This window comes from Leifsonia sp. 466MF (assembly GCF_900100265.1).
Taxonomy (GTDB): Bacteria; Actinomycetota; Actinomycetes; order Actinomycetales; family Microbacteriaceae; genus Leifsonia.
Genome location: NZ_LT629696.1, coordinates 2,932,568 through 2,951,506, shown reverse-complemented (window position 1 = coordinate 2,951,506; position 18,939 = coordinate 2,932,568). Strand labels below are relative to the sequence as shown.

Genomic DNA, 18,939 nt, shown 5'->3' with positions numbered 1-18,939 from the left:
CGACGGTGGGGGAGGGAACGCAAAGGAGAGAACGCATGGTCGACGTGAGCGTGCGCGCGCCGGAAGGGCGCAAGCGGAAGGCGCAGAGCGAAGCGCTGGTGCCCGGCCGAGGGCACGGCCGGTTCTGGCTGTACCTGCTGCCGGGATTCGTCCTGCTGACGGTGATCGTCCTCGTCCCGCTGGTGTGGAACATCTACCTCAGCTTCACGAGCTACCGCGGCATCCGCCCGCCGAAGTTCATCGGGCTGAACAACTGGGTCCGGCTGATGGGCGACGACAAGTTCTGGACATCGTTCGGCAACTCCATCGCGATGATCATCGCGATGGTCGTCATCCCGACCCTCGTCGGCCTCATCCTCGCGGCCATGCTGTTCGACCTGGTCGGCAAGAAGTTCGGCGGCAAGCTCGCCAGCTTCCTGCGGGCCACCTACTACCTGCCGCAGATCCTGCCCGTCGTCATCGCGGCGATCGTGATCGGCTGGATCCTGCGGCCCGACAACGGCGCGCTCAACACCATGCTGCAGGCCGTCGGTCTGGGGCAGTTCGCCCACAACTGGCTGGGGAGCCCGGACACGGCACTCGCCTCCATCATGGCCGTGATGGTCTGGGTGCAGATCGGCTACCCGGTCGTCATCTTCATGGCGGCGCTCCAGCGGGTCGACCCCGAGCTGTATGAGGCGGCCGAGCTCGATGGAGCCAACTGGTTCCAGCGGTTCCGCTCGATCACCGTGTCCATCATCCGGCCCGAGATCTTCGTCGTCACCCTGACCTGCACCATCGCGGCCCTCAAGGTCTTCGGCCCGGTCTACACGCTGACCCGCGGTGGGCCCGGCACGGCGACCATGGTGCCCAGCTACTACTCCTACAGCGAGTTCTTCCAGAGCCAGCAGGTGGGATACGGCGCCACCATCGCGACCGCGCTGACGGTGGTCATCATCGCCGTCTCCGTCCTCTTCATGATCGCCCAGAACCGCGCGGAGCGCAGGGAGAACCAGATCTGATGTCGACCACCATCGAGCGCCCCCGCACGGATGCGGCGACGGCGCAGCCCCGCCGGCTGAAGCGGCAGAAGCCGCGCAAGACCGTGACCGACTGGGTCATCCTCGTCGTCGCGATCCTCATCGGGATCGGCATCGCCTTCCCGTTCCTGCTGATCCTCATCAACTCGTTCAAGAGCCCGGCCGACTACAACTCGGGTGGTCCGCTGCAGCTGCCGACGTCGTTCTACACGGACGGCATCGTCAACTTCTGGAACCGCGTCAACTTCCCGGAGAAGCTGTGGAACTCCATCTTCATCTCCGGGATGGTCGCCCTGCTGTCGGTCGTGCTGTCGGTCCTCAACGCCTACGCGCTCGGCATCGGCCGGGTGAAGGCGCGCACCTGGATCATCGTGCTGTTCCTCCTGGCCAACATGCTGCCGCAGGAGGCCCTGCTCTACCCGCTGTACTTCATGTTCAAGCAGGTCGGCCTGTACGACAATCCGTGGGCGGTCATCATCATCTTCACGGTGATCCAGAGCGCGTTCGGCACGTATCTGCTGTCGAGCGTGTACGGCACCTTCCCGAAGGAGGTGCTGGAGGCCGCATCGCTCGACGGCGCCGGCCGCTGGCGCATCCTGTGGCGCGTCGTCGTCCCGATCTCGCGCCCGACCCTGAGCGTCCTGCTCATCTTCTTCTTCATCTGGACGTGGAACGAGTTCCTGATCCCGCTGACCTTCCTGGTGTCGAACGACAACCAGACGGTCCCTGTCGCGATCAGCGCCCTGCAGGGCGACCGGCTGATGGATGTGACGACCACGTCCGCCTCGGCACTGCTCGGCCTCATCCCAACCCTCGTCTTCTTCCTCATCTTCCAGCGCACCCTGACCCGCGGCATTACCGCCGGCGCGGTCAAGTAACCGGAGCAGTCACCGCATGAAGTTCACCGATGGTTTCTGGATGCTGCGCGACGGCGTCACGCCCGTCTACGCCCAGGAGGCGTACGACGTGGTCGCCGGCGACGGCAGCATCACGATCACCGCGCCCGCCAAGGTCATCGAGCGCAGGGGGGACACCCTCAACCGCCCGACGCTGACCGTCACGCTCACTTCGCCGCTGCCCGGCGTGGTCGGCGTCCGCGTCGACCACTGGCAGGGCACGCAGCCGGAGCGCGGCTTCGACCTCAACGTCGAGGAGGGGCACGCGCACGTGTCCGTCGACGACGAGGCGGGCGTGCTCACGACCGGCGGCCTGACGGCGACGGTGAAGCGCGGGGCGCCGTGGTCGCTGACCTTCTCGGCGGGCGACCGCGTGCTCACCTCGAGCGGACACAAGTCCCTCGGCTACATGACCGTGGCCGGCGAGGGGACGTTCGTCCACGAGCAGCTGGCGCTCGGCGTCGGCGAGCTGGTCTACGGCCTGGGGGAGCGCTTCGGACCGCTGGTGAAGAACGGCCAGGTGGTCGACATCTGGAACGCCGACGGCGGCACCTCCAGCGAGCAGGCGTACAAGAACATCCCGTTCTATCTGACCAACCGCGGCTACGGCGTGCTCGTCAACCACCCCGGCCACGTCTCGTACGAGATCGGGTCGGAGTCGGTGGAGCGCGTCCAGTTCTCGGTGCCCGGCGAGAGCCTGGAGTACTACCTCGTGTACGGCCCGACTCCGAAGGAGATCCTGGAGCGGTACACCGCACTGACGGGTCGGCCGGCGTCGGTTCCTGCCTGGTCGTACGGCCTCTGGCTGTCGACCAGCTTCACCACCGACTACGACGAGGCGACCGTCACCTCCTTCATCGACGGCATGGCCGAGCGCGACCTGCCGCTGTCGGTGTTCCACTTCGACTGCTTCTGGATGCGCGAGTTCAACTGGTGCGACTTCGAGTGGGACCCGCGCACGTTCCCGGACCCGGAGGGGATGCTCGCGCGCCTGCACGACAAGGACCTCCGGGTCTGCGTGTGGCTCAATCCCTACATCGGGCAGCGCTCGCCGCTGTTCGCGGAGGCCGCCGAGGCGGGCTTCCTGGTGAAGCGTCCGAACGGCGACGTCTGGCAGTGGGACCTGTGGCAGGCCGGGATGGGCCTCGTCGACTTCACGAACCCGCATGCGACCCGCTGGTACCAGGACAAGCTGCGAGGGCTGGTCGCGCAGGGCGTCGACTGCTTCAAGACCGACTTCGGGGAGCGCATCCCACTCGAGGTGGACTACTTCGACGGCTCATCGCCGGAGCGCATGCACAACCTCTACACGCAGCTCTACAACGAGGCCGTGTTCGAGGTGCTGCAGGAGGCGAAGGGCGTCGGCGAGGCCGTGCTGTTCGCGCGATCGGCGACCGCAGGGGGCCAGCAGTTGCCCGTCCACTGGGGCGGGGACAACACCTCCAGCTACGAGTCCATGGCCGAGACCCTGCGCGGCGGCCTCTCGCTGGCGTTCAGCGGCTTCGGCTTCTGGAGCCACGACATCGGCGGCTTCGAGGGCACCCCCGACCCGGGCGTCTTCAAGCGCTGGACCGCGTTCGGGCTGCTGTCGAGCCACTCGCGCCTGCACGGCAGCGACTCGTACCGGGTGCCGTGGGCGTTCGACGAGGAAGCCGTCGAGGTCACGCGCCTGTTCACGAAGCTGAAGCTGCGGTTGATGCCGTATCTGTTCGCGGCGGGCCAGGAGGCGCACGCCGCGGGGACGCCGGTCATGCGGCCGATGCAGCTCGAGTTCCCGGGCGACCCGGCCGTCGACCACCTCGACCGCCAGTACATGCTCGGAGCGGACCTCCTGGTCGCGCCCGTGTTCTCGCCGTCCGAGGTCGAGTTCTATCTGCCCGACGGCACCTGGACCGAGTACTTCTCGGGCCGGACGGTGGAGGGCGGACGCTGGCTGCGCGAGACCCACGGCTTCGACAGCATCCCGCTGTTCGTGCGCGAAGGCGCCGTCCTGCCGCTCGGCGCCCGCGACGACCGCCCGGACTACGACTACCGCACCGACCTCACGCTCGCCGTCTACCCCGGGCCGGACGGAGTGCGCACGGTGACCGTCACGACCCCCGATGGCGAGGTCGCCGAGTACACGGTGACCCGCCGCGGTGAGGCTCTGACGGCGACCGGGCCGAGCGGGCATCCTTTCACGCTGCGGGATGCGGTCACCGGCCGCACCGCGGCCTCGGAGTCGGGGACGGCGACCCTCGGCTGAGCCGGCGCATCCAGCCCGGCGGACCGGTGACGGGGGCGCGCGCCTGGCGCCCACGTCACCGGAGGCCGCGCCCGACGGTACAGTTACGCGGAGTATGAACGGCAGGGCGACGGGGACGAACCTCGACACGGTGCGGCGGCACAATCTCGCGACCGTGCTCGGGCTCGTCCACCGCGAGGGTCCGCTGGCCCGCTCGGCGCTCACGCAGGCGACCGGCCTCAACCGCTCGACCGTCGGCGCTCTGGTCGCCGAGCTGGCGGAGCTGGGCCTCGTGCAGGAGCGCGAGCCCGAACTCAGCAACCGGGTCGGGCGGCCGTCTCCCGTCGTCGCGCCGGACGGCCGCGTCGTCGCGCTGGCCATCAACCCCGAGATCGACGCGGTGACCGTCGGCGTCGTCGGTCTGGACGCGACCGTGCATCGCCGCGTGCGGTACCCGACCGGGCATATCCCGTCGGCCGCGGAGGCCGTGGCCATCGCCGCAGCGGTCGTCGACGGACTGCGCGCGGACCTCGCGAAGGCCTCACGCGTGGTCGGGATCGGCGTTGCCGTCCCCGGGCTCGTTCGGGAGGAGGACGGCGTCGTGCGGCTCGCTCCCCACCTCGAATGGGCCGAGGAGCCGTTCGCCGCCGAACTCGCCGCGGCCACGGGGTACCCCGTGCTCGCCGCCAACGACGCAAGCCTCGGCGCCGACGCCGAGCGGCTCTTCGGCGCCGGACGCGGTGCGAGTGACCTGGTGTACCTCAACGGCGGCGCGTCGGGCATCGGCGCCGGGGTGATCGTCAGCGGAGCGCCCCTCACGGGGATCAGCGGGTACGCGGGCGAGCTCGGGCACACCCTGGTCAACTCGGCGGGCGTCCGCTGCCACTGCGGCGCCGTCGGCTGCCTCGAGACCGAGGTGAGCCAGAGCGCGCTGCTGCACGTGCTCGGGATGGATGCGGCCGACCCCGAGGAGCTCGACCGGGCGCTCTCCGCGGCGATCGCGGCGGGCGATCCGGCCGTGACGGCGGAGGTCGACCGCCAGGTCGGCTTCCTCGCGACGGCGCTGCGCAACGCCACCAACGTCTTCGACCCGCAGCTGATCGTGCTGGGCGGCTTCCTCGGTGCGCTCCACGCGCTGGATCCCGAGCGGCTGCCACGGCTCGTGGGCGAGCAGGCTCTCGCCGCCAGCGCCGAGCGGCTCTCGATCGTCCGTGCGGGGCTGGGCTCGGACATCCTCATGATCGGTGCGGCGGAGCTGGCCTTCCGCCCGCTCCTGGCCGCGCCCGCATCCTGACCGCATTCCGCCCGCATCCTGTCGCGTCGCCTCCGTGCGCCTCCGCGGTGCTCGAGATTTGGCGCAAATCCACGTTCTGACGCCGCGATAACCGAGATCTGGCGCAAATCCACCTCCCCGCGGCGCTCTAAGCACCGAGGTGGGTGCCGAATGTGCGCTTTGCGACGCCATAACGCACATTCGGCACGAATCTCGGCGAAGAGAACCCGATGTGCACGTTCACATTCGGGGGCTGTACGGTATAGGATTCCTTGTAGTCGATCAATCGAATCGATTCGAACCACAATCCCGACAGCACCGCTTCCGCGCGGTGCTGTTGTCATTGCGTCCGACGGCGGGCGCGGCCTCATCCACCTCGACCTGCCAAGGACCCTTTCGTGACCACCGTCGTGCATCCCGGAGACTCGCTCTCCGGCCGCCAGCGCCTCGCCTACATCCTGATCCTCGGCGCGCTCACCGCACTGGGCCCGTTCACGATCGACACGTACCTGCCCGCGTTGCCGACGCTGCAGAACGACTTCAACGTCTCGACCGCGGCCATCCAGCTGACCCTCACCGCCACGACCATCGGCTTCGGCGTCGGTCAGCTGCTGGTGGGCCCGTGGTCGGACAAGATCGGCCGGCGCACGCCGCTCATGGTCGCGACCGGGGTGCACATCATCGCGTGTCTGGCGGCCGCGATCGCCCCGAACGTCGAGCTGCTCGGCGTCGCGCGTGCCCTGCAGGGCATCGGCGCCGCGGCCGGTGGCGTCGTCGCGATGGCCATGGTCCGCGACCTGTTCGGCGGGCGTCCGCTGGTCCGGATGCTGAGCCGCCTTGCCCTCGTCAACGGCCTCGCCCCGGTGCTCGCGCCCGTGCTCGGCTCCTGGCTGCTGCTCGTGATGCCGTGGCGCGGAATCTTCGTCGTGCTCGCCTGCTACGGCCTGTTCGTCGTCATCTGCGTCGCCCTGTGGATCGTGGAGACGCTGCCCAAGGCGCGCCGCCACGACGCCGGGCACTCGACGGTCGGCCAGCGGTACAAGGCCGTCCTCAGCGACCGGGTGTTCGTCGGCATCGCCATCGTCGGCGCCGCCAACTTCACCGGCCTGTTCTCGTATCTCTCGTCGAGCTCGTTCATCTTCCAGGAGATCTACCGGTTCAACGCGCAGGAGTACGGCCTGCTGTTCGCGATCAACTCCATCGGCATCATCATCGGCGTGCAGTCGGCCGCACGCCTCACCAAGTACGTCGGTCCGCAGTGGATCCTGGCGTGCTCCACCATCGTCATGTTCCTGGCATCGGTGACCATCGTGGTGCTCGACCAGTCGCACGTCGGACTGTGGGGAACGGTCATCCCGCTGTGGTTCTTCATTGCGGCGTGCGGTTTCGGATTCCCCTGCGTCCAGGTGCTCGCGCTCAACGGCCACGGTCACGAGGCGGGGACCGCGGCGAGCCTGCTCGGTGCGCTCAACTTCGGCATCGCCGGCATCGTGTCGCCGGTCGTCGGCATCCTCGGCGTCGGCAGTGCCGCCCCGATGGGCGCTGTCATGGCCATCTGCGCGCTCGTCTCGATCGCCTCGCTGTGGATCGTCGTGCGGCCGCGCACCGTCCCGCAACTCGCGCACTAGCCGCCAAGCCCCTACCGCCCACCGTCGAGTACGCGAAAACTGCACGCGCGCGCGGCGATTCGTGTGCAGTTTTGGCGTACTCGACGATGGGCGGACTGTGGGCGCGGGTACGTTTGGGCGCATGACAGAACCGCATCCCGCTCCGCCGCCGCCCGAGGATGCCGAAGGCCACGACGTCGTCAAGGCGGCGCGGGTCACGCGGAGGTGGCCGGTCGTGGCGGCGTCGGTGGCCGTCGTTCTCGTCGTCGGCCTCGGCCTCATCATCGCGCTCCGTCCTCGGGAGCCGTTCGCGATCGACGCCGAGTGGATGGGCGAGATCGTCGAGCATCGCTCCCCGCTCTGGCTCGGACCGGCGCTCTTCTTCAACTACGTCGGCGGCAGCATCCTCGGTTCGGTCGTGATCCCTGTCCTGATCTTCCTGCTGCTGGTCGCGTTCCGGAGGCCCTGGGGCGCCACCTTCTTCGCGATCGCCAGCGTGCTGTCGGTCGTCTGCGTACAGCTGATCAAGCACACGGTCGGACGAGCCCGCCCGACGGAGATCCTCGTGAACGCCGACACCGGTTCATTCCCGTCCGGGCATACGGCGAATGCGGCAACGATGGTGGTCGTGCTCGGCATCCTGTTCCCGAGGGTGTGGGTGTGGATCCTCGGCGTGGTGTGGGCAGTTCTCATGGCGGTCAGTCGCACGTACCTCGGCGCGCACTGGATCAGCGACACGATCGGCGGGCTGCTGCTCGGCGCCGGGGTCGCCGTGATCGTGTGGGCGCCGCTCGCGCACCGCCTCGCGAGAGAGGCGGCAGAGCCGCATCCATTCTGGCTCGCACGCCGTCACGCGCCAGTAGAGTGAGCCGCATGAGCGACGCGGACGCGCTGGCGAAGGCGCAGGCGGAAGCACTGGCGGCGGCCGAGGAGGCCGAGCGGCTGCAGGCGGAGGCGGCCGAGGCCGTCCGGAGGGCGCAGGAGGCGTCGGCCGCGGCGGAGGCCCAGGCCGCATCCCTGCGCGAGGCCGCTTCGACCGCGGCGGCCGCGGCGACTGCTGCAGCGGCAACGCCCGCGGCTCCCGAAGCCAGCACCCCGCCGACCACCCCGCCGCCGCCGACCTCCGGCCCGCTGGACGCCGCCGCGGTCGAGACGATCCGAGCCGGCTACGCGTTCGAAGGCGACGTGCTGGAGTTCGGCGCCCTCGTCAACGGCGATCCGCTGCCGGACGTGCCGATCCGCATCCCGATCGCCATGACCAACCGTCACGGCCTCGTCGCCGGAGCGACCGGCACCGGCAAGACCAAGACGCTCCAGGTGCTCGCCGAGCAGCTCTCGGCGGCGGGCGTCCCGGTGTTCGCGGCCGACATCAAGGGCGACCTCTCCGGCATCGCGGCACCAGGCGAGGCGAACGACAAACTGCTCGAACGCACCGGCGGCATCGGCCAGCACTGGGCACCGCACGCGGCGACGACCGAATTCTTCTCGCTCGGCGGCGTCGGCCGCGGGGTGCCGGTCCGGGCGACGGTCGCCGGGTTCGGACCGCTGCTGCTCTCGAAGGTGCTCGGCCTCAATGCGACGCAGGAGTCGAGCCTCGGGCTGGTCTTCCACTACGCGGAGCAGGCGGGGCTGCCGCTTCTCGATCTCGCCGATCTGCGTGCCGTGCTGACGTACCTGGCGAGCGACGACGGCAAGGAGGAGTTGACGGGGCTGGGCGGGCTCTCCGGCGCGACCGTCGGCGTCATCCTGCGCGAACTGATCGCGTTCGCCGACCAGGGCGCCGACGCCTTCTTCGGCGAGCCGGAGATCGACACGGCCGAGTTCCTCCGCACGGCTCCCGACGGTACGGGCGTCGTGAGCCTGCTGGAGGTGCCCGGCGTCCAGGACAAGCCGGCCGTCTTCTCCACCTTCCTGATGTGGCTGCTCGCCGACCTGTTCAACGACCTGCCCGAGGTCGGCGACCTCGACAAGCCGAAGCTGGTCTTCTTCTTCGACGAGGCGCACCTGCTGTTCCGGGATGCGTCGAAGGACTTCCTGGCGGCGATCACGCAGACGGTCCGCCTCATCCGCTCGAAGGGCGTCGGCATCTTCTTCGTCACCCAGACGCCGAAGGATGTGCCCTCGGAGGTGCTCGCGCAGCTGGGCTCGCGCGTCCAGCACCAGCTGCGGGCGTTCACACCGGATGACGCCAAGGCGCTGAAGGCCACGGTGTCGACGTATCCGACCTCCGGCTACGACCTCGCCCAGGTGCTGCAGTCGCTCGGCACCGGTGAGGCCGTCATCACGGTCATGAACGAGAAGGGCGCGCCGACGCCGGTCGCCTGGACCCGCCTCCGCGCACCGCAGGGCTCCACGTCTCCGGCTCCCGAGCAGCAGGTGGATGCGACGATCGCCGCCTCCCCGCTGCAGGCGAGATACGGCACCCCGCTCGACCGCGACTCCGCCCGCGAGATGCTCGGCCGGAAGCTCGACGCCGCCGCGGCCGCCGCAGCGAAAGCGGAGGCCGAGGAGGCCGCGGCCAAGGCGGCCGCCGAGGCGCAGAAGGCGGCCGAAGCGCAGGCCAAGGCCGACGCGAAGGCGCGCGAGGCCGCCGAGCGCGCAGCGCAGAAGGAGTATGACCGCATCCTGCGCCAGACCTCGCCGCGCAGCACGACGCGGCGCACCTCATCCGGCTCGTCGAAGACCGTCTTGGAGCAGGTGCTCGGCTCGAAGGCGACCCGCGACATCCTGGGCAGCGTGGTGGAGGGCATCTTCGGCACCCGCCGCCGTCGCTGAGCCGCGGCCGGAACGTGGAGCCGGGTCAAAGCCCGAGGAGCGTCCGTGCCCGCTGCGCCACACCGGCCGCCGAGGCGTGCGCGGCGCCGTCCTGCTCCGCCCAGACCGTGGACAGCGCGCCCCAGGCCAGCGCCCAGCGCAGCACCCTGTCCTCGCTCTGGCCGGTCTCCGCGGCGATCACCGCGACCGCGCGCTCCAGGCGACCCGGCGCGAGCGCCGTCGCGGGGTCGGGGTTGCAGAGGATGTTGGCCGCGTCGAAACCGGGGTCGCCGTGCAGCGGCTTCGGATCGATGGCCAGCCACCCGCGCGGCCCGAAGTCGAGCACGTTGCCGTGGTGCAGGTCGCCGTGCAGCACGACGTCCCCATCGGGATGCCGCAACAGCCCCTCGGCGACCCGCGCGGCGACGACGAACAGATCGTCGCCGGCCGCATCCCCTCTCTGCAGGAGATCGCGGAACCAACGACGGAGGTCGAAGAGGCCGTCCGGGCGCGGCCCGGTCCCCGCCGCATGCAGCCGACGGCCGGCCCGGCAGAGGATGCGCGTCGCCTCGTCGTCGCCCGCGGCGCCCGAGCGCGAGAGCTGCCCGAGGTCGCGGGCCCCGGTCGCACGCTCGAGGAGCACAGCATCCGCGTCGGCTTCGACGACGGCCGCGGCGCCCTCGCCGCTCCACCAGGCGATCACGGTTGCGCCCGCCCGTTCCTCCTCAGCGGTTGCGACCTTGAGGAAGAGGGGCTCCCCACGGCGCCGGACGAGCTGCAGAACACTGGACGGTGTGGTGAAGGCCTCCCCGTCGGGGTCGAGTCGCCACCGCTCGCGCCACGGCGCCAGCACGGCGTCGAGGTCGGTCACTCCGGTCCTTCGGCTGCGGTGTAGGCGCCGGGAGTTGAGCCGATGACCGACTTGAACTCCCGGCTGAAGTGCGCCTGGTCGGCGTAGCCCAGCTCCGCGGCGAGGTCCGCGAGCGAGGGAGGGGTGCTCGATCGCAAAGCGGCGGCCGCCTCCTGCAACCGGTACCGCTGGATGAGCCACTTGGGTCCGAAACCGATGTGCCCGGCGACCAGGCGCTGCAGGTGCCGGACGCCCAGCCCGAAGCGGTCGGCGAGCTGCTCGACCCGCAGGAGGGTGCGGTCCTGCTCCACTTCCGCGACGATGCGGTCGACCAGGCGCGCATCGTCGTCCGGTTCGGGGATGCCGCCCAGCCACTCCTCGAACGCGGCGATCGCGCTCGCGTCGTCGCCGTCGGCCATGCGCTCGCGGACGGCGGCGACCGTCCCCGCCGCGCCCTGCCCGATCGGCAGCCGGTCGAGCGGGACGGAAGGCGGCAGGCCGCGCAGGGAGATGCCGGCCCATCCCCGCGAGACACCGGGATGAAGGAGCACGCCGAACGCCCATCCCGAGCCCTCCAAGGTGCGCGAGCTCATCCCGCGGTGCGCCCGGTACAGCGCGGCGGACCGCTCTTCCATAACGAGGTTCGCCGTCGGGTACTCGAGCACGTCCTGTCGAATGCTCGTCCCGTCCGGGAGCTGCCAGCGGGGGAGCCAGTAGTGCCGCACGAACGCCGCCGCCCGACCTTCTGCGGCGTGCCGCGCGATGGATACCGGGGCGGCCGGGGCGATCCGGCTGGGCGTGAGCAGACCCTTGCTGCGCGGCTCGACCTCGGTGCGCGGCGTCACGCTGTCATCCTGCCACGCCCGCTGGGTGCGGGGCGTCGACTCCGGCGGGGAGCCGTCGGCGGCTCAGCGACCGACCGGGATGCGCTCGAACCAGTAGAGCAGGCGCGGCCACGCGCGGCGCAACTGCCCGTGCGTCATGGGCTCCTCGGGTCGGGTGACGGGCACATCCAGCTCCTCCGCGATGCGCTCCATGTCGTCCGCGGACCAGAACTGACCGCGCATGCGGATGAGCAGCCGCCCCTCGGGGGACGCCACGAAGAGCTGGGGGAGGACGTCGAGGGTGCTGCGCTCGTAGACCTGCACCAGGATCACCGCGCCCGCCTCGCCGTGGCCGACGCGTACCGTCCGCCCGAAGAATCCGCGCTCGCGCACGCCGTCCGGCCCGTAGGTGATGGTCGTGTTGAGGAACGACGCGACCCCGACGACCGTCGCCGCGATCACGACAAGGTGCGCGATGAGCACGAAGACCCAGGCTCCGGACGGGATGGTCAGCCAGTAGAGGACGGCGAACACCGGTGTGGTGAGGGCCAGCACCGCGACGATCCCCCGGGTGAACAGGTGCCGGTGCGGACGGAGGACGGTCTCACGGGTCGCTGCCACATCCGTCCCCACCTCGGCTGGTTCACTCACCAGACGAGCCTCGCCCAAACCGCAAGGGCTCGGTAGCGGCATTTTGGGGGACACCCATTCGTGGGACGGACGGCTCCCGTCGCCGCCCGGATCAGCCGGCGGCGGTGCGCACCAGCTCGCGGATGCGCTGCTCCTCCTCCGGTCCGAGGTCCAGAATGGCGAACGCCGTCGCCCACATGGGCCCGTCGTCCAGCTTCGCCGGGTCGTTGAAGCCGAGCGTGGAGTAGCGCGTCTTGAACTTCGACGCCGGCTGGAAGAAGCAGAACGTCTTGCCCCCGATGGCGTAGGCCGGCTGCCCGTACCAGAGCTTCGGCCAGACGTCCGGCACCGTCTCGGTGACGATCGAGTGGATGCGCTCGGCGAGCGACCGGTCGTGCTCCGGGAGCTCGGCGATCTTGGCGAGCAGGTCGCGGCTGTCGTCCTCGCGCGTGGTCTTGCCCTTGCGCGCGGTCTTCACCTCTTTCGACCGCTCCTTCATGGCGGCGCGCTCCTCGTCGGTGAAGGCGGGAGCCGTGGATGAGGTCTCGGTTGTCTTGGTCATAGTCCGACCGTAGAACGGGCGGGGTGCTGTGCGCTTCTCCGAAACTGCTCACCTGGCCGCTATGCGGTCGCCGCGGACTTCCGTCCGTCGGTCCGTCCCGTGCCCCGCTTGCGGACCTCTCGAAGGACGATCTGCTCGGGGCAGACGGTCGACAGGAAGTCGCCGACCGAGAGCGCCAGTCGTTCGCCCGCCAGCGAGTAGAGGATGCGGTTCGCATCCCGTCGTTCGGTGACGAGGCCCGCCTGGCGGAGCACGCTGAGGTGCCGGGAGATGGTCGGCCCGGTCGCGTTGAAGCGGGCGGCGATCTCGCCGGCCGCGAGCTCCCCGTCTTTCAGGTCCTGCAGGATCTGCCGCCGGGTCGGGTGGGCCAGCGCGGCGAAGATGTCGCTCGCTGAGTCTGTCATGTTTGCACTATAGCACCATTGCTATATACAGTTTAGCTACATTGCTAATAAGCGAAGGAGTGAAGGATGCGAACAGCCATCACCGGAGGGACCGGCTTCATCGGCCGCCATCTCGCAGAGCGTCTCGGCGACGAGGCCGTCGTGGTCTCGCGCCGCACCGGGGTCCAGATCGACGACGTGGATGCGCTCGCGGCGGCCTTCGCGGGCTGCGACACGGTCGCGCACTGCGCCGGGATCAACCGTGAGATCGGCGACCAGACGTTCCAGCGCATCCACATCGACGGCACCCGGGCCGTGATCGAGGCGGCGCGGCGAGCGGGTGTGCGCCGCATCGTGATGGTCAGCTTCCTGCGGGCACGGCCCGACTGCGGTTCCGGCTACCACGAGTCGAAGTGGGCGGCGGAGGAGCTGATCCGGGCCTCGGGCATCGACCACACCGTCCTGAAGCTCAGCATGGTCTACGGCCCCGGCGATCACATGGTGGATCATGTCACCCGCGCGGTGCGGACTCTTCCGGCCTTCGCGACGGTCGGGTTCCGCGAGCGGACCGTGCGCCCGGTCCCGGTCGATGACGCCGTCGACGTGCTGGTGGCGGCGCTGGAGGGCCGGGTCGCGGAGCCGACTGTCGCCGTGATGGGTGCAGAGGCGTTCACGCTCGGCGAGGCGGTGCGCCGCATCGCGCGGGTCGCCGGCCGTCGTCCGATCTTCTTCCCGGCGCCGGTCTGGACGATCCGCGCGCTGGCGCAGCTGACCGAGTGGACGATGGTGGTCCCGCTGGTGGCGAAGGCGCAGGCCCGGATGCTCGCGGAGGGCGTCGCCGAGTCCGCGCCGCATGCTCCCGAGCTGCCGGCCGACCTGCGGCCGTCGCGTCCGTTCAGCGACGACAGCATCCGCGCCGCGATGCCCGAGGGTCGCTTCTCTCTCGACGACCTGCGGATCGTGCGTCGCCTCGGGCGCAGGCAGGCAGCGGCCCGGCGCGTCCGGCCGGCCGCCGCCTCCCGTCGCTGACCGACCCGCCGGCGCCCGGCCGGATTGTGTATTGACGCGGGTGGAGGGCCGGGTCCACCCTTGAGGCGAGCGGCGGGGGAATGGCTCGCGTCGCGGGGAGATCACGTGCCGTGCCCGGGGCACGACGCGTCTGCAGGAAGCCGTCATGCCTGAGCCGACGCGGAGACTCGCTGTGGTCGGGGGACTGGGAGTGTTGCCCTCCGTCCGGCTGTCGCTGCCGTCGCGCCGCCTGCTCGCCTTCCTCGCGGTCGCCGGTCCGGAGGCCTCGCGCGGCGTCGTCGCCGGCCGGTTGTGGGCGGACATCCCCGAGACCCAGGCGCGGGCGAACCTCCGGCGCGCGATCTGGCAGTCGCCGGGAGGATGGGTGGTCGCCGACGGCGACGAGCTGCGTCTGGACGCCGAAGTCGACCTGACCCGGCTGCACGAGGTGGCGTGCGCCGCGATCGAGGGCGCCCCGCTGACGATGGACGAGATCGACCTGCTGTCGCGCGACCTGCTTCCTGGGTGGCATGAGGAGTGGGCGATCCCCGCGCAGGAGGCCTTCCACCTGCTGCGCGTTCAGGCCCTCGAGGCGGCGTGCGTGACCATGACCCAGCAGCGGATGCACGCACTTGCCACGCAGGCGGGCACGGCGGCGCTCGCGGCCGATCCGCTGCGGGAGTCCGCCGCCTACGCGCTGATCCTGGCGCATCTGCAGGAGGGCAACCGTCACGCGGCTGCCATGCGGTTCCGGGCGTTCGCCCGCACCCTCGAGGAGGAGCTGGGCGTCGCGCCCGATCCGCGGCTTGCCCGCGCGGTCAACTCCGCCGTGGCGGTCCGCTCGCTCTGAGCCCGACCCGGCTGCGGGCAGGCGGCTGCCCGCGCGACGCTCCGACGACGCCGGAGGCACGCCGGCCGGACGCACCGCGGACGCGGCAGGCAGCGGCTACCGACGCCCGCATCCCTCCGGCGCGACGGCCGGCGCACGGAAGTCGGTCGCTCGCGGCCACGGCGGAGGACGGGTCGTCTGGTGCAGTGGGACCACGGGGTTCGGATGCCGCCGGAGGGAGTTCGCGCGATGACCATCATCACGAACGAGGAGCAGTTCACGCTGGAGAGCCAGCCGTTCGCCGAGGCGGCTCCCGGGGGCGAAGCGGAGCAGACCGAGTCCCCGACGTCCGAGGGAGCGACGTCGGAGAGCCTGGCGTCGTTCTCGCCGTGGGCCGAAGGACTGACGCCGTTCTCAGAGGCGGGGTCGCCGGCGGGGGAGCAGGAGGCGCTGCTCGAGAGCGCGTTCGAGGCCGTGCGCGACGAGGCGTTCGACGAGGCCGTCTCCGAGCTGCTCGCCGAGACGGAGGACGCCGTCGGGCAGCGTTTCTCGGACGAGTCGCCCGCGACGGCGGGGGAGCGCGAGCGGCTCGCCGCAGCGCACCTGGCGCCGACGCAGTACGCAGCGGAGCAGTACCTGGAGCGGCTGAGCGAGGCGCTCGTCGGGCAGGACGTCGAGTCGCTCAGCGATGAGCAGCTCGACGAGCTGATGGATCGGGTGCAGCCGGAGCTGAGCGAGGTCTCGCCCGCGGGCGAGCAGTTCATCGGCGGTCTGATCCGGAAGGCCCGCAGTGCCGTCAGGTTCGTCGCCAACGCCGCCAAGAAGGTGGGCGCCGCCGCGGGAGGGCTGCTGACCGCGGGTCTGAAAGGTCTCACCAAGCTGGTGCGGCCGCTCCTCAAGCGGGTGCTGAGCTTCGCGATCGGACGCCTGCCTGCGCCGCTGCGCGCACCGGCCCGGCTGCTGTCGTCCAAGCTCTTCGGCGAATCCGAGGGCTTCGCCGAGACCTCCGCAGAGACCGAGGCCTTCGAGGCGGAGCGCGAGGGCGAGGCCTTCGCGATCTCCCCGGCCGTGTCGCGCGATACCGAGGCGCTGACCGAGTCGTTCGATGCGGCACTCGCCGAAGCGCTCGTTTCCGGAGAGACGGGCGAGGTGGGCTTCGCCGGAGAAGGGGAGGCGGAAGCCGAAGGCGAGAGCGAGGCCGCTCAGGGCAGCTCGGAGCTCGAACTCCTCGCGGAAGCGCGCGGACGCCTCATCGATGCGCTCGCGGAGGCCCGCAGCGCCGATGAGGTCGCGCCAGCGGTCGAGCAGTTCATCCCGGCGCTCCTCGGAGCGCTCCGGATCGGCATCAACCTGGTCGGTCGTCCCCGTGTCGTCGGCTTCCTCGCTAAGTTCCTGGGGAAGCTGATCGGCAAATGGGTCGGCCCGCAGCTGTCCGGTCCGCTCTCCAACGCCATCGTCGACACCGGGCTGCGGCTCATCTCGCTCGAGCAGCTCGAGCCCGAACTGGAGTCGGAGGCCGTCCCCGCGATGCTCGCAGGCACGATCGAGGACACTGTGCGGCAGCTGGCGGAGGCGTCCGAGTACGAGCTGGAGGACGAGTCGCTCATGCGGGCGGCGACGGCCCGCGCGTTCGACCGCTCGGTCGCCGCGACCTTCCCGCCGTCGCTCCTACGCTCGGGAGTGCAGCGCGGAGCGCAGCTCGGCGGCCGGTTCGTCACGCGCAAGGCGCGTTCGCCCCGGCCCTACCGGCGGTACAGCCGCTCGATCGACGTCGAGGTCACGGCGGGGATCGCCGACGCGATCGACACCTTCGGCGGTGTCAGCCTCGGGTCGAGCCTGCGCGCGGCCGGTCTGACGCTGCCGGCGCGGGTGCGCATCCATCTCTTCCAGGCGACCATCGGCACGTCGTTGCGGCGGATCGCGGCCATCGAGCGGACGCGCAGCGGTGTCCGCCTCTCGAGCTCGCAGCTGCACCCGCTGACGCCGAGGGCCGCAGGGCTGCTGCTGAAAGACCCGGGGATGGGCGTCGCCGTGCCCGCGGAGTTCCTGCGCAGCCGCGCCCGCGTCGCCGCAGGGCAACGGTTCTACTGGCTGGAGCCGCTCGACCAGACCCTGCTGCCGACCGTCGGCGGCCCGGGCAAGCGGAGCGGCGGGGAGCCGTCGCAGGGCTGGGTCGTGGTCGACACGCGAGCCTCCGTGATCCGGGTAGGACTGTTCTTCTCCGAGGCGGAGACGCAGACGATCGCCGCCGCCATCCGGGAGGGACGGTCCGAGGCCGTGCTGCTGCCGGCGCTGACGAAGGCCTACGACGGCCTCGCGCGCCGCTTCGCGCAGCGCACCGGCCGGCTGCGGATCCGCGCCGAGCTGGAGCAGTCCGAGGCCGTCTCGCGGCTACCCCGGGTGCTGGACCGCATCCCTCCGGGGGCAGTGGCCGGACTCACCGTCGCCCTGCGGCGCTGGCTGCTGCCCGCCTTCGCGATGTGGTCGCGCGAGGGCAGCGCCGAGTTCGCCCGCGCATCGGCCGACCCGCGGAACGGCGTGACCGTGACCGCCACCATCCGGTCCGCACCCGGCCTCGACCTGGTGCGGCAGGCGGCCTCCGGCGCGTTGAGCGCCGCGTCGCTCGCCGCTCTCGCGTCGGGGAGGGCCTTCCGCGGCGCTCCCGCGATCGCCGTCACCGCGCACCCCGGGCGGCGCCGGCCATGATCGCCGACGCCGCGACGCGAGCGGTCGCCGCCGACCTGGAGCGGCAGAGCGCGCACTGGGTCGCGGCTGCGACTACATTCCTCGACGCGGAGGAGTTCGCCTCAGAGGCCGCGTGGCGATCCGTCGAGACCTTCGTCGGGCTGCCCCTGCGGCGGCACCTGAAGGTCATCGTCGAGGAACTGATCGATATCGGCCGGGCGACGATCGCGCTGACGCGCGCCGCACGGCGGGATGCGCTCGCCCTCCCCGAGGCGATGGCAGCGGTGCAGAAGCTCCGCCGCCGGTACACCCAGGTCGAGACCACCCTCGACTTCTTCGGCGACGCCGTCTCGTCGCGCACCAGTCCGCAGCTCCGCGCAGCCCTGCAAGCGCTCGACGCCTTGGCCGGAGCCAGCATCGCACCCGTGCTCACCCGCGCCGGACTCGCGCCCATCCCGGTGCTCACCTATGTCGACAAAGGGATGGGCGCCTCCATCCTGCGCGCCGACATCCGGCTGTGGGCGCCGGGCAGCATCAACCCGGTCGCCGCGATCAAGATCGTGCGGCACAACCTCTACCGGCCGACATCGCTGTTCCACGAGGCCGGCCATCAGGTCGCCGCAGTGACCGGCTGGGTGCCCTCCCTCCAGGAGTCGTTGGGGCGATCGCTCGCCGGGGATGCGGAGTTGCGCGCGATGTGGCTGCCGTGGGCCTCGGAGATCGCGGCCGACGTCTTCGCGTTCGCGCATACCGGCTACGCGTCGGTCACGGCCCTGTTCGATGTGGTGGGGGATGCGCGCACGCTCCTCCGCTGGCCGATCGGCGATCCGCATCCCGTCGGCTGGCTGCGCACCCTGCTGGGCTGCGCGATGTGCCGCGCGGCGTTCGGAGCCGGGCCGTGGGACGACCTCGAGGCCGCCGTTGTGACGGGGTTCCCGCTGCGCCGGGCCGACCCGACGGTGCGCGCGCTCCTCGAACGCTCGCGCAGCCGGATGCCGGGCATCGCGGTCGCGTGCCTCACGGCTCCCGTCCCCGGACTCGGCGGCAGCCCGATCGGGGCTGCGGTCGACCCGGCGCGCGTCTCGCCCGCCGCACTGGCCGAACTGGAACGGACCGCCGGGGCCGCCCTGTGGACCTCGCCGCATTGGCGGCGCACCGAAGGCATCCGCATCGTCGCCCTCGCCGGGCTGCGCGAGGCGGAACAGCCCGACAAAGCGTCCGCGTGGATCGCGCGGGCCCGCGAATGGATGACCGCGACGCCGCTCGCGGCGTGACCGCCGACGGCGAGGCCGCCGGCGCTTCAGACAGAGAGATCGGAGACGAAATGGCCCAGTCAGCTCCCCCGGGAGGAGGCTCCTCGGGGTCCTCGGGGCGCCAGAATACGACGCAGCGGCT

At 71.0% G+C, this 18,939-nt stretch carries 16 protein-coding genes; 11 read left to right on the top strand and 5 right to left on the bottom strand.

Features of this window, described 5'->3' with window-relative positions; genetic code table 11:
• The first annotated feature begins 35 nt into the window (after nt 1–35).
• From BLR91_RS14060 to BLR91_RS14030, 7 genes are all read left to right on the top strand, one after another.
• Nucleotides 36–1,001 (top strand): carbohydrate ABC transporter permease, encoded by a 966-nt coding sequence (locus BLR91_RS14060; protein WP_089881142.1) that lies wholly within the window; start codon nt 36–38, stop codon nt 999–1,001.
• The gene (locus tag BLR91_RS14055; protein ID WP_018189891.1) at nt 1,001–1,897 is read left to right on the top strand and encodes a carbohydrate ABC transporter permease; all 897 of its coding nucleotides are present in this window, start codon (nt 1,001–1,003) and stop codon (nt 1,895–1,897) included. Before BLR91_RS14060 ends, BLR91_RS14055 begins: the two co-directional genes overlap by 1 nt.
• A 16-nt stretch (nt 1,898–1,913) precedes the next feature.
• Nucleotides 1,914–4,160 (top strand): alpha-xylosidase, encoded by a 2,247-nt coding sequence (yicI, locus tag BLR91_RS14050; protein WP_089881146.1) that lies wholly within the window; start codon nt 1,914–1,916, stop codon nt 4,158–4,160.
• A 94-nt stretch (nt 4,161–4,254) separates the two neighbouring features.
• Nucleotides 4,255–5,433, top strand: coding sequence for an ROK family transcriptional regulator (locus tag BLR91_RS14045; RefSeq protein ID WP_089881153.1), 1,179 nt, complete (start codon nt 4,255–4,257; stop codon nt 5,431–5,433).
• 377 nt (nt 5,434–5,810) lie between these two features.
• Nucleotides 5,811–7,040 (top strand): multidrug effflux MFS transporter, encoded by a 1,230-nt coding sequence (locus BLR91_RS14040; RefSeq protein WP_018189894.1) that lies wholly within the window; start codon nt 5,811–5,813, stop codon nt 7,038–7,040.
• Nucleotides 7,041–7,161: 121 nt separating this feature from the next.
• On the top strand, nt 7,162–7,887 hold the full coding sequence (locus BLR91_RS14035; protein WP_197674297.1) for a phosphatase PAP2 family protein: 726 nt from the start codon (nt 7,162–7,164) through the stop codon (nt 7,885–7,887).
• Between the two features lie 5 nt (nt 7,888–7,892).
• Entirely contained in the window at nt 7,893–9,794 is a 1,902-nt protein-coding gene (locus BLR91_RS14030; RefSeq protein WP_089881156.1) for a helicase HerA-like domain-containing protein, read from the top strand.
• A 25-nt stretch (nt 9,795–9,819) separates the two neighbouring features.
• On the opposite strand, the gene BLR91_RS14025 is transcribed toward BLR91_RS14030, so the two are convergent.
• The 5 genes from BLR91_RS14025 to BLR91_RS14005 all read right to left on the bottom strand — a co-directional run bounded on the left by BLR91_RS14025 (nt 9,820) and on the right by BLR91_RS14005 (nt 13,043).
• A complete protein-coding gene (locus tag BLR91_RS14025; RefSeq protein WP_089881159.1) occupies nt 9,820–10,644 on the bottom strand; it encodes an aminoglycoside phosphotransferase family protein in 825 nt (274 codons plus the stop codon).
• Nucleotides 10,641–11,468, bottom strand: a complete 828-nt coding sequence (locus tag BLR91_RS14020) for a helix-turn-helix domain-containing protein (protein WP_089881162.1) — start codon at nt 11,466–11,468, stop codon at nt 10,641–10,643. Before BLR91_RS14020 ends, BLR91_RS14025 begins: the two co-directional genes overlap by 4 nt.
• 63 nt (nt 11,469–11,531) lie before the next feature.
• Nucleotides 11,532–12,098 carry a hypothetical protein gene (locus tag BLR91_RS14015; RefSeq protein WP_231371091.1) on the bottom strand — a complete coding sequence of 189 codons (567 nt, stop codon included), beginning with the start codon at nt 12,096–12,098 and terminating at the stop codon, nt 11,532–11,534.
• Between the two features lie 91 nt (nt 12,099–12,189).
• Entirely contained in the window at nt 12,190–12,639 is a 450-nt protein-coding gene (locus tag BLR91_RS14010) for an iron chaperone (RefSeq protein WP_089881165.1), read from the bottom strand.
• Nucleotides 12,640–12,698: 59 nt separating this feature from the next.
• Nucleotides 12,699–13,043 (bottom strand): metalloregulator ArsR/SmtB family transcription factor, encoded by a 345-nt coding sequence (locus BLR91_RS14005; protein WP_089881168.1) that lies wholly within the window; start codon nt 13,041–13,043, stop codon nt 12,699–12,701.
• 66 nt (nt 13,044–13,109) lie between these two features.
• Between BLR91_RS14005 and BLR91_RS14000 the strand changes: the two genes are divergently transcribed.
• From BLR91_RS14000 to BLR91_RS13985, 4 genes are all read left to right on the top strand, one after another.
• A complete protein-coding gene (locus tag BLR91_RS14000) occupies nt 13,110–14,051 on the top strand; it encodes an NAD-dependent epimerase/dehydratase family protein (protein WP_089881173.1) in 942 nt (313 codons plus the stop codon).
• A gap of 145 nt (nt 14,052–14,196) precedes the next feature.
• The gene (locus BLR91_RS13995) at nt 14,197–14,880 is read left to right on the top strand and encodes an AfsR/SARP family transcriptional regulator (protein ID WP_231918925.1); all 684 of its coding nucleotides are present in this window, start codon (nt 14,197–14,199) and stop codon (nt 14,878–14,880) included.
• Between the two features lie 228 nt (nt 14,881–15,108).
• Nucleotides 15,109–17,565: a hypothetical protein gene (locus BLR91_RS13990; RefSeq protein WP_089881179.1), complete on the top strand. Its 2,457-nt coding sequence runs from the start codon at nt 15,109–15,111 to the stop codon at nt 17,563–17,565.
• Nucleotides 17,562–18,818, top strand: a complete 1,257-nt coding sequence (locus BLR91_RS13985; protein ID WP_089881182.1) for a hypothetical protein — start codon at nt 17,562–17,564, stop codon at nt 18,816–18,818. The genes BLR91_RS13990 and BLR91_RS13985 overlap by 4 nt, the downstream gene beginning before the upstream one ends.
• Nucleotides 18,819–18,939: the final 121 nt, after the last annotated feature.

Bases quoted from the DNA above. Each gene is read 5' to 3' on its own strand.
- BLR91_RS14060 (WP_089881142.1), top strand. From the start codon at position 36: ATGGTCGACGTGAGCGTGCGCGCGCCGGAAGGGCGCAAGCGGAAGGCG.
- BLR91_RS14055 (WP_018189891.1), top strand. From the start codon at position 1,001: ATGTCGACCACCATCGAGCGCCCCCGCACGGATGCGGCGACGGCGCAG.
- yicI (WP_089881146.1), top strand. From the start codon at position 1,914: ATGAAGTTCACCGATGGTTTCTGGATGCTGCGCGACGGCGTCACGCCC.
- BLR91_RS14045 (WP_089881153.1), top strand. From the start codon at position 4,255: ATGAACGGCAGGGCGACGGGGACGAACCTCGACACGGTGCGGCGGCAC.
- BLR91_RS14035 (WP_197674297.1), top strand. From the start codon at position 7,162: ATGACAGAACCGCATCCCGCTCCGCCGCCGCCCGAGGATGCCGAAGGC.
- BLR91_RS14030 (WP_089881156.1), top strand. From the start codon at position 7,893: ATGAGCGACGCGGACGCGCTGGCGAAGGCGCAGGCGGAAGCACTGGCG.
- BLR91_RS14010 (WP_089881165.1), bottom strand. From the start codon at position 12,639: ATGACCAAGACAACCGAGACCTCATCCACGGCTCCCGCCTTCACCGAC.
- BLR91_RS14005 (WP_089881168.1), bottom strand. From the start codon at position 13,043: ATGACAGACTCAGCGAGCGACATCTTCGCCGCGCTGGCCCACCCGACC.
- BLR91_RS14000 (WP_089881173.1), top strand. From the start codon at position 13,110: ATGCGAACAGCCATCACCGGAGGGACCGGCTTCATCGGCCGCCATCTC.
- BLR91_RS13995 (WP_231918925.1), top strand. From the start codon at position 14,197: ATGCCTGAGCCGACGCGGAGACTCGCTGTGGTCGGGGGACTGGGAGTG.
- BLR91_RS13990 (WP_089881179.1), top strand. From the start codon at position 15,109: ATGACCATCATCACGAACGAGGAGCAGTTCACGCTGGAGAGCCAGCCG.
- BLR91_RS13985 (WP_089881182.1), top strand. From the start codon at position 17,562: ATGATCGCCGACGCCGCGACGCGAGCGGTCGCCGCCGACCTGGAGCGG.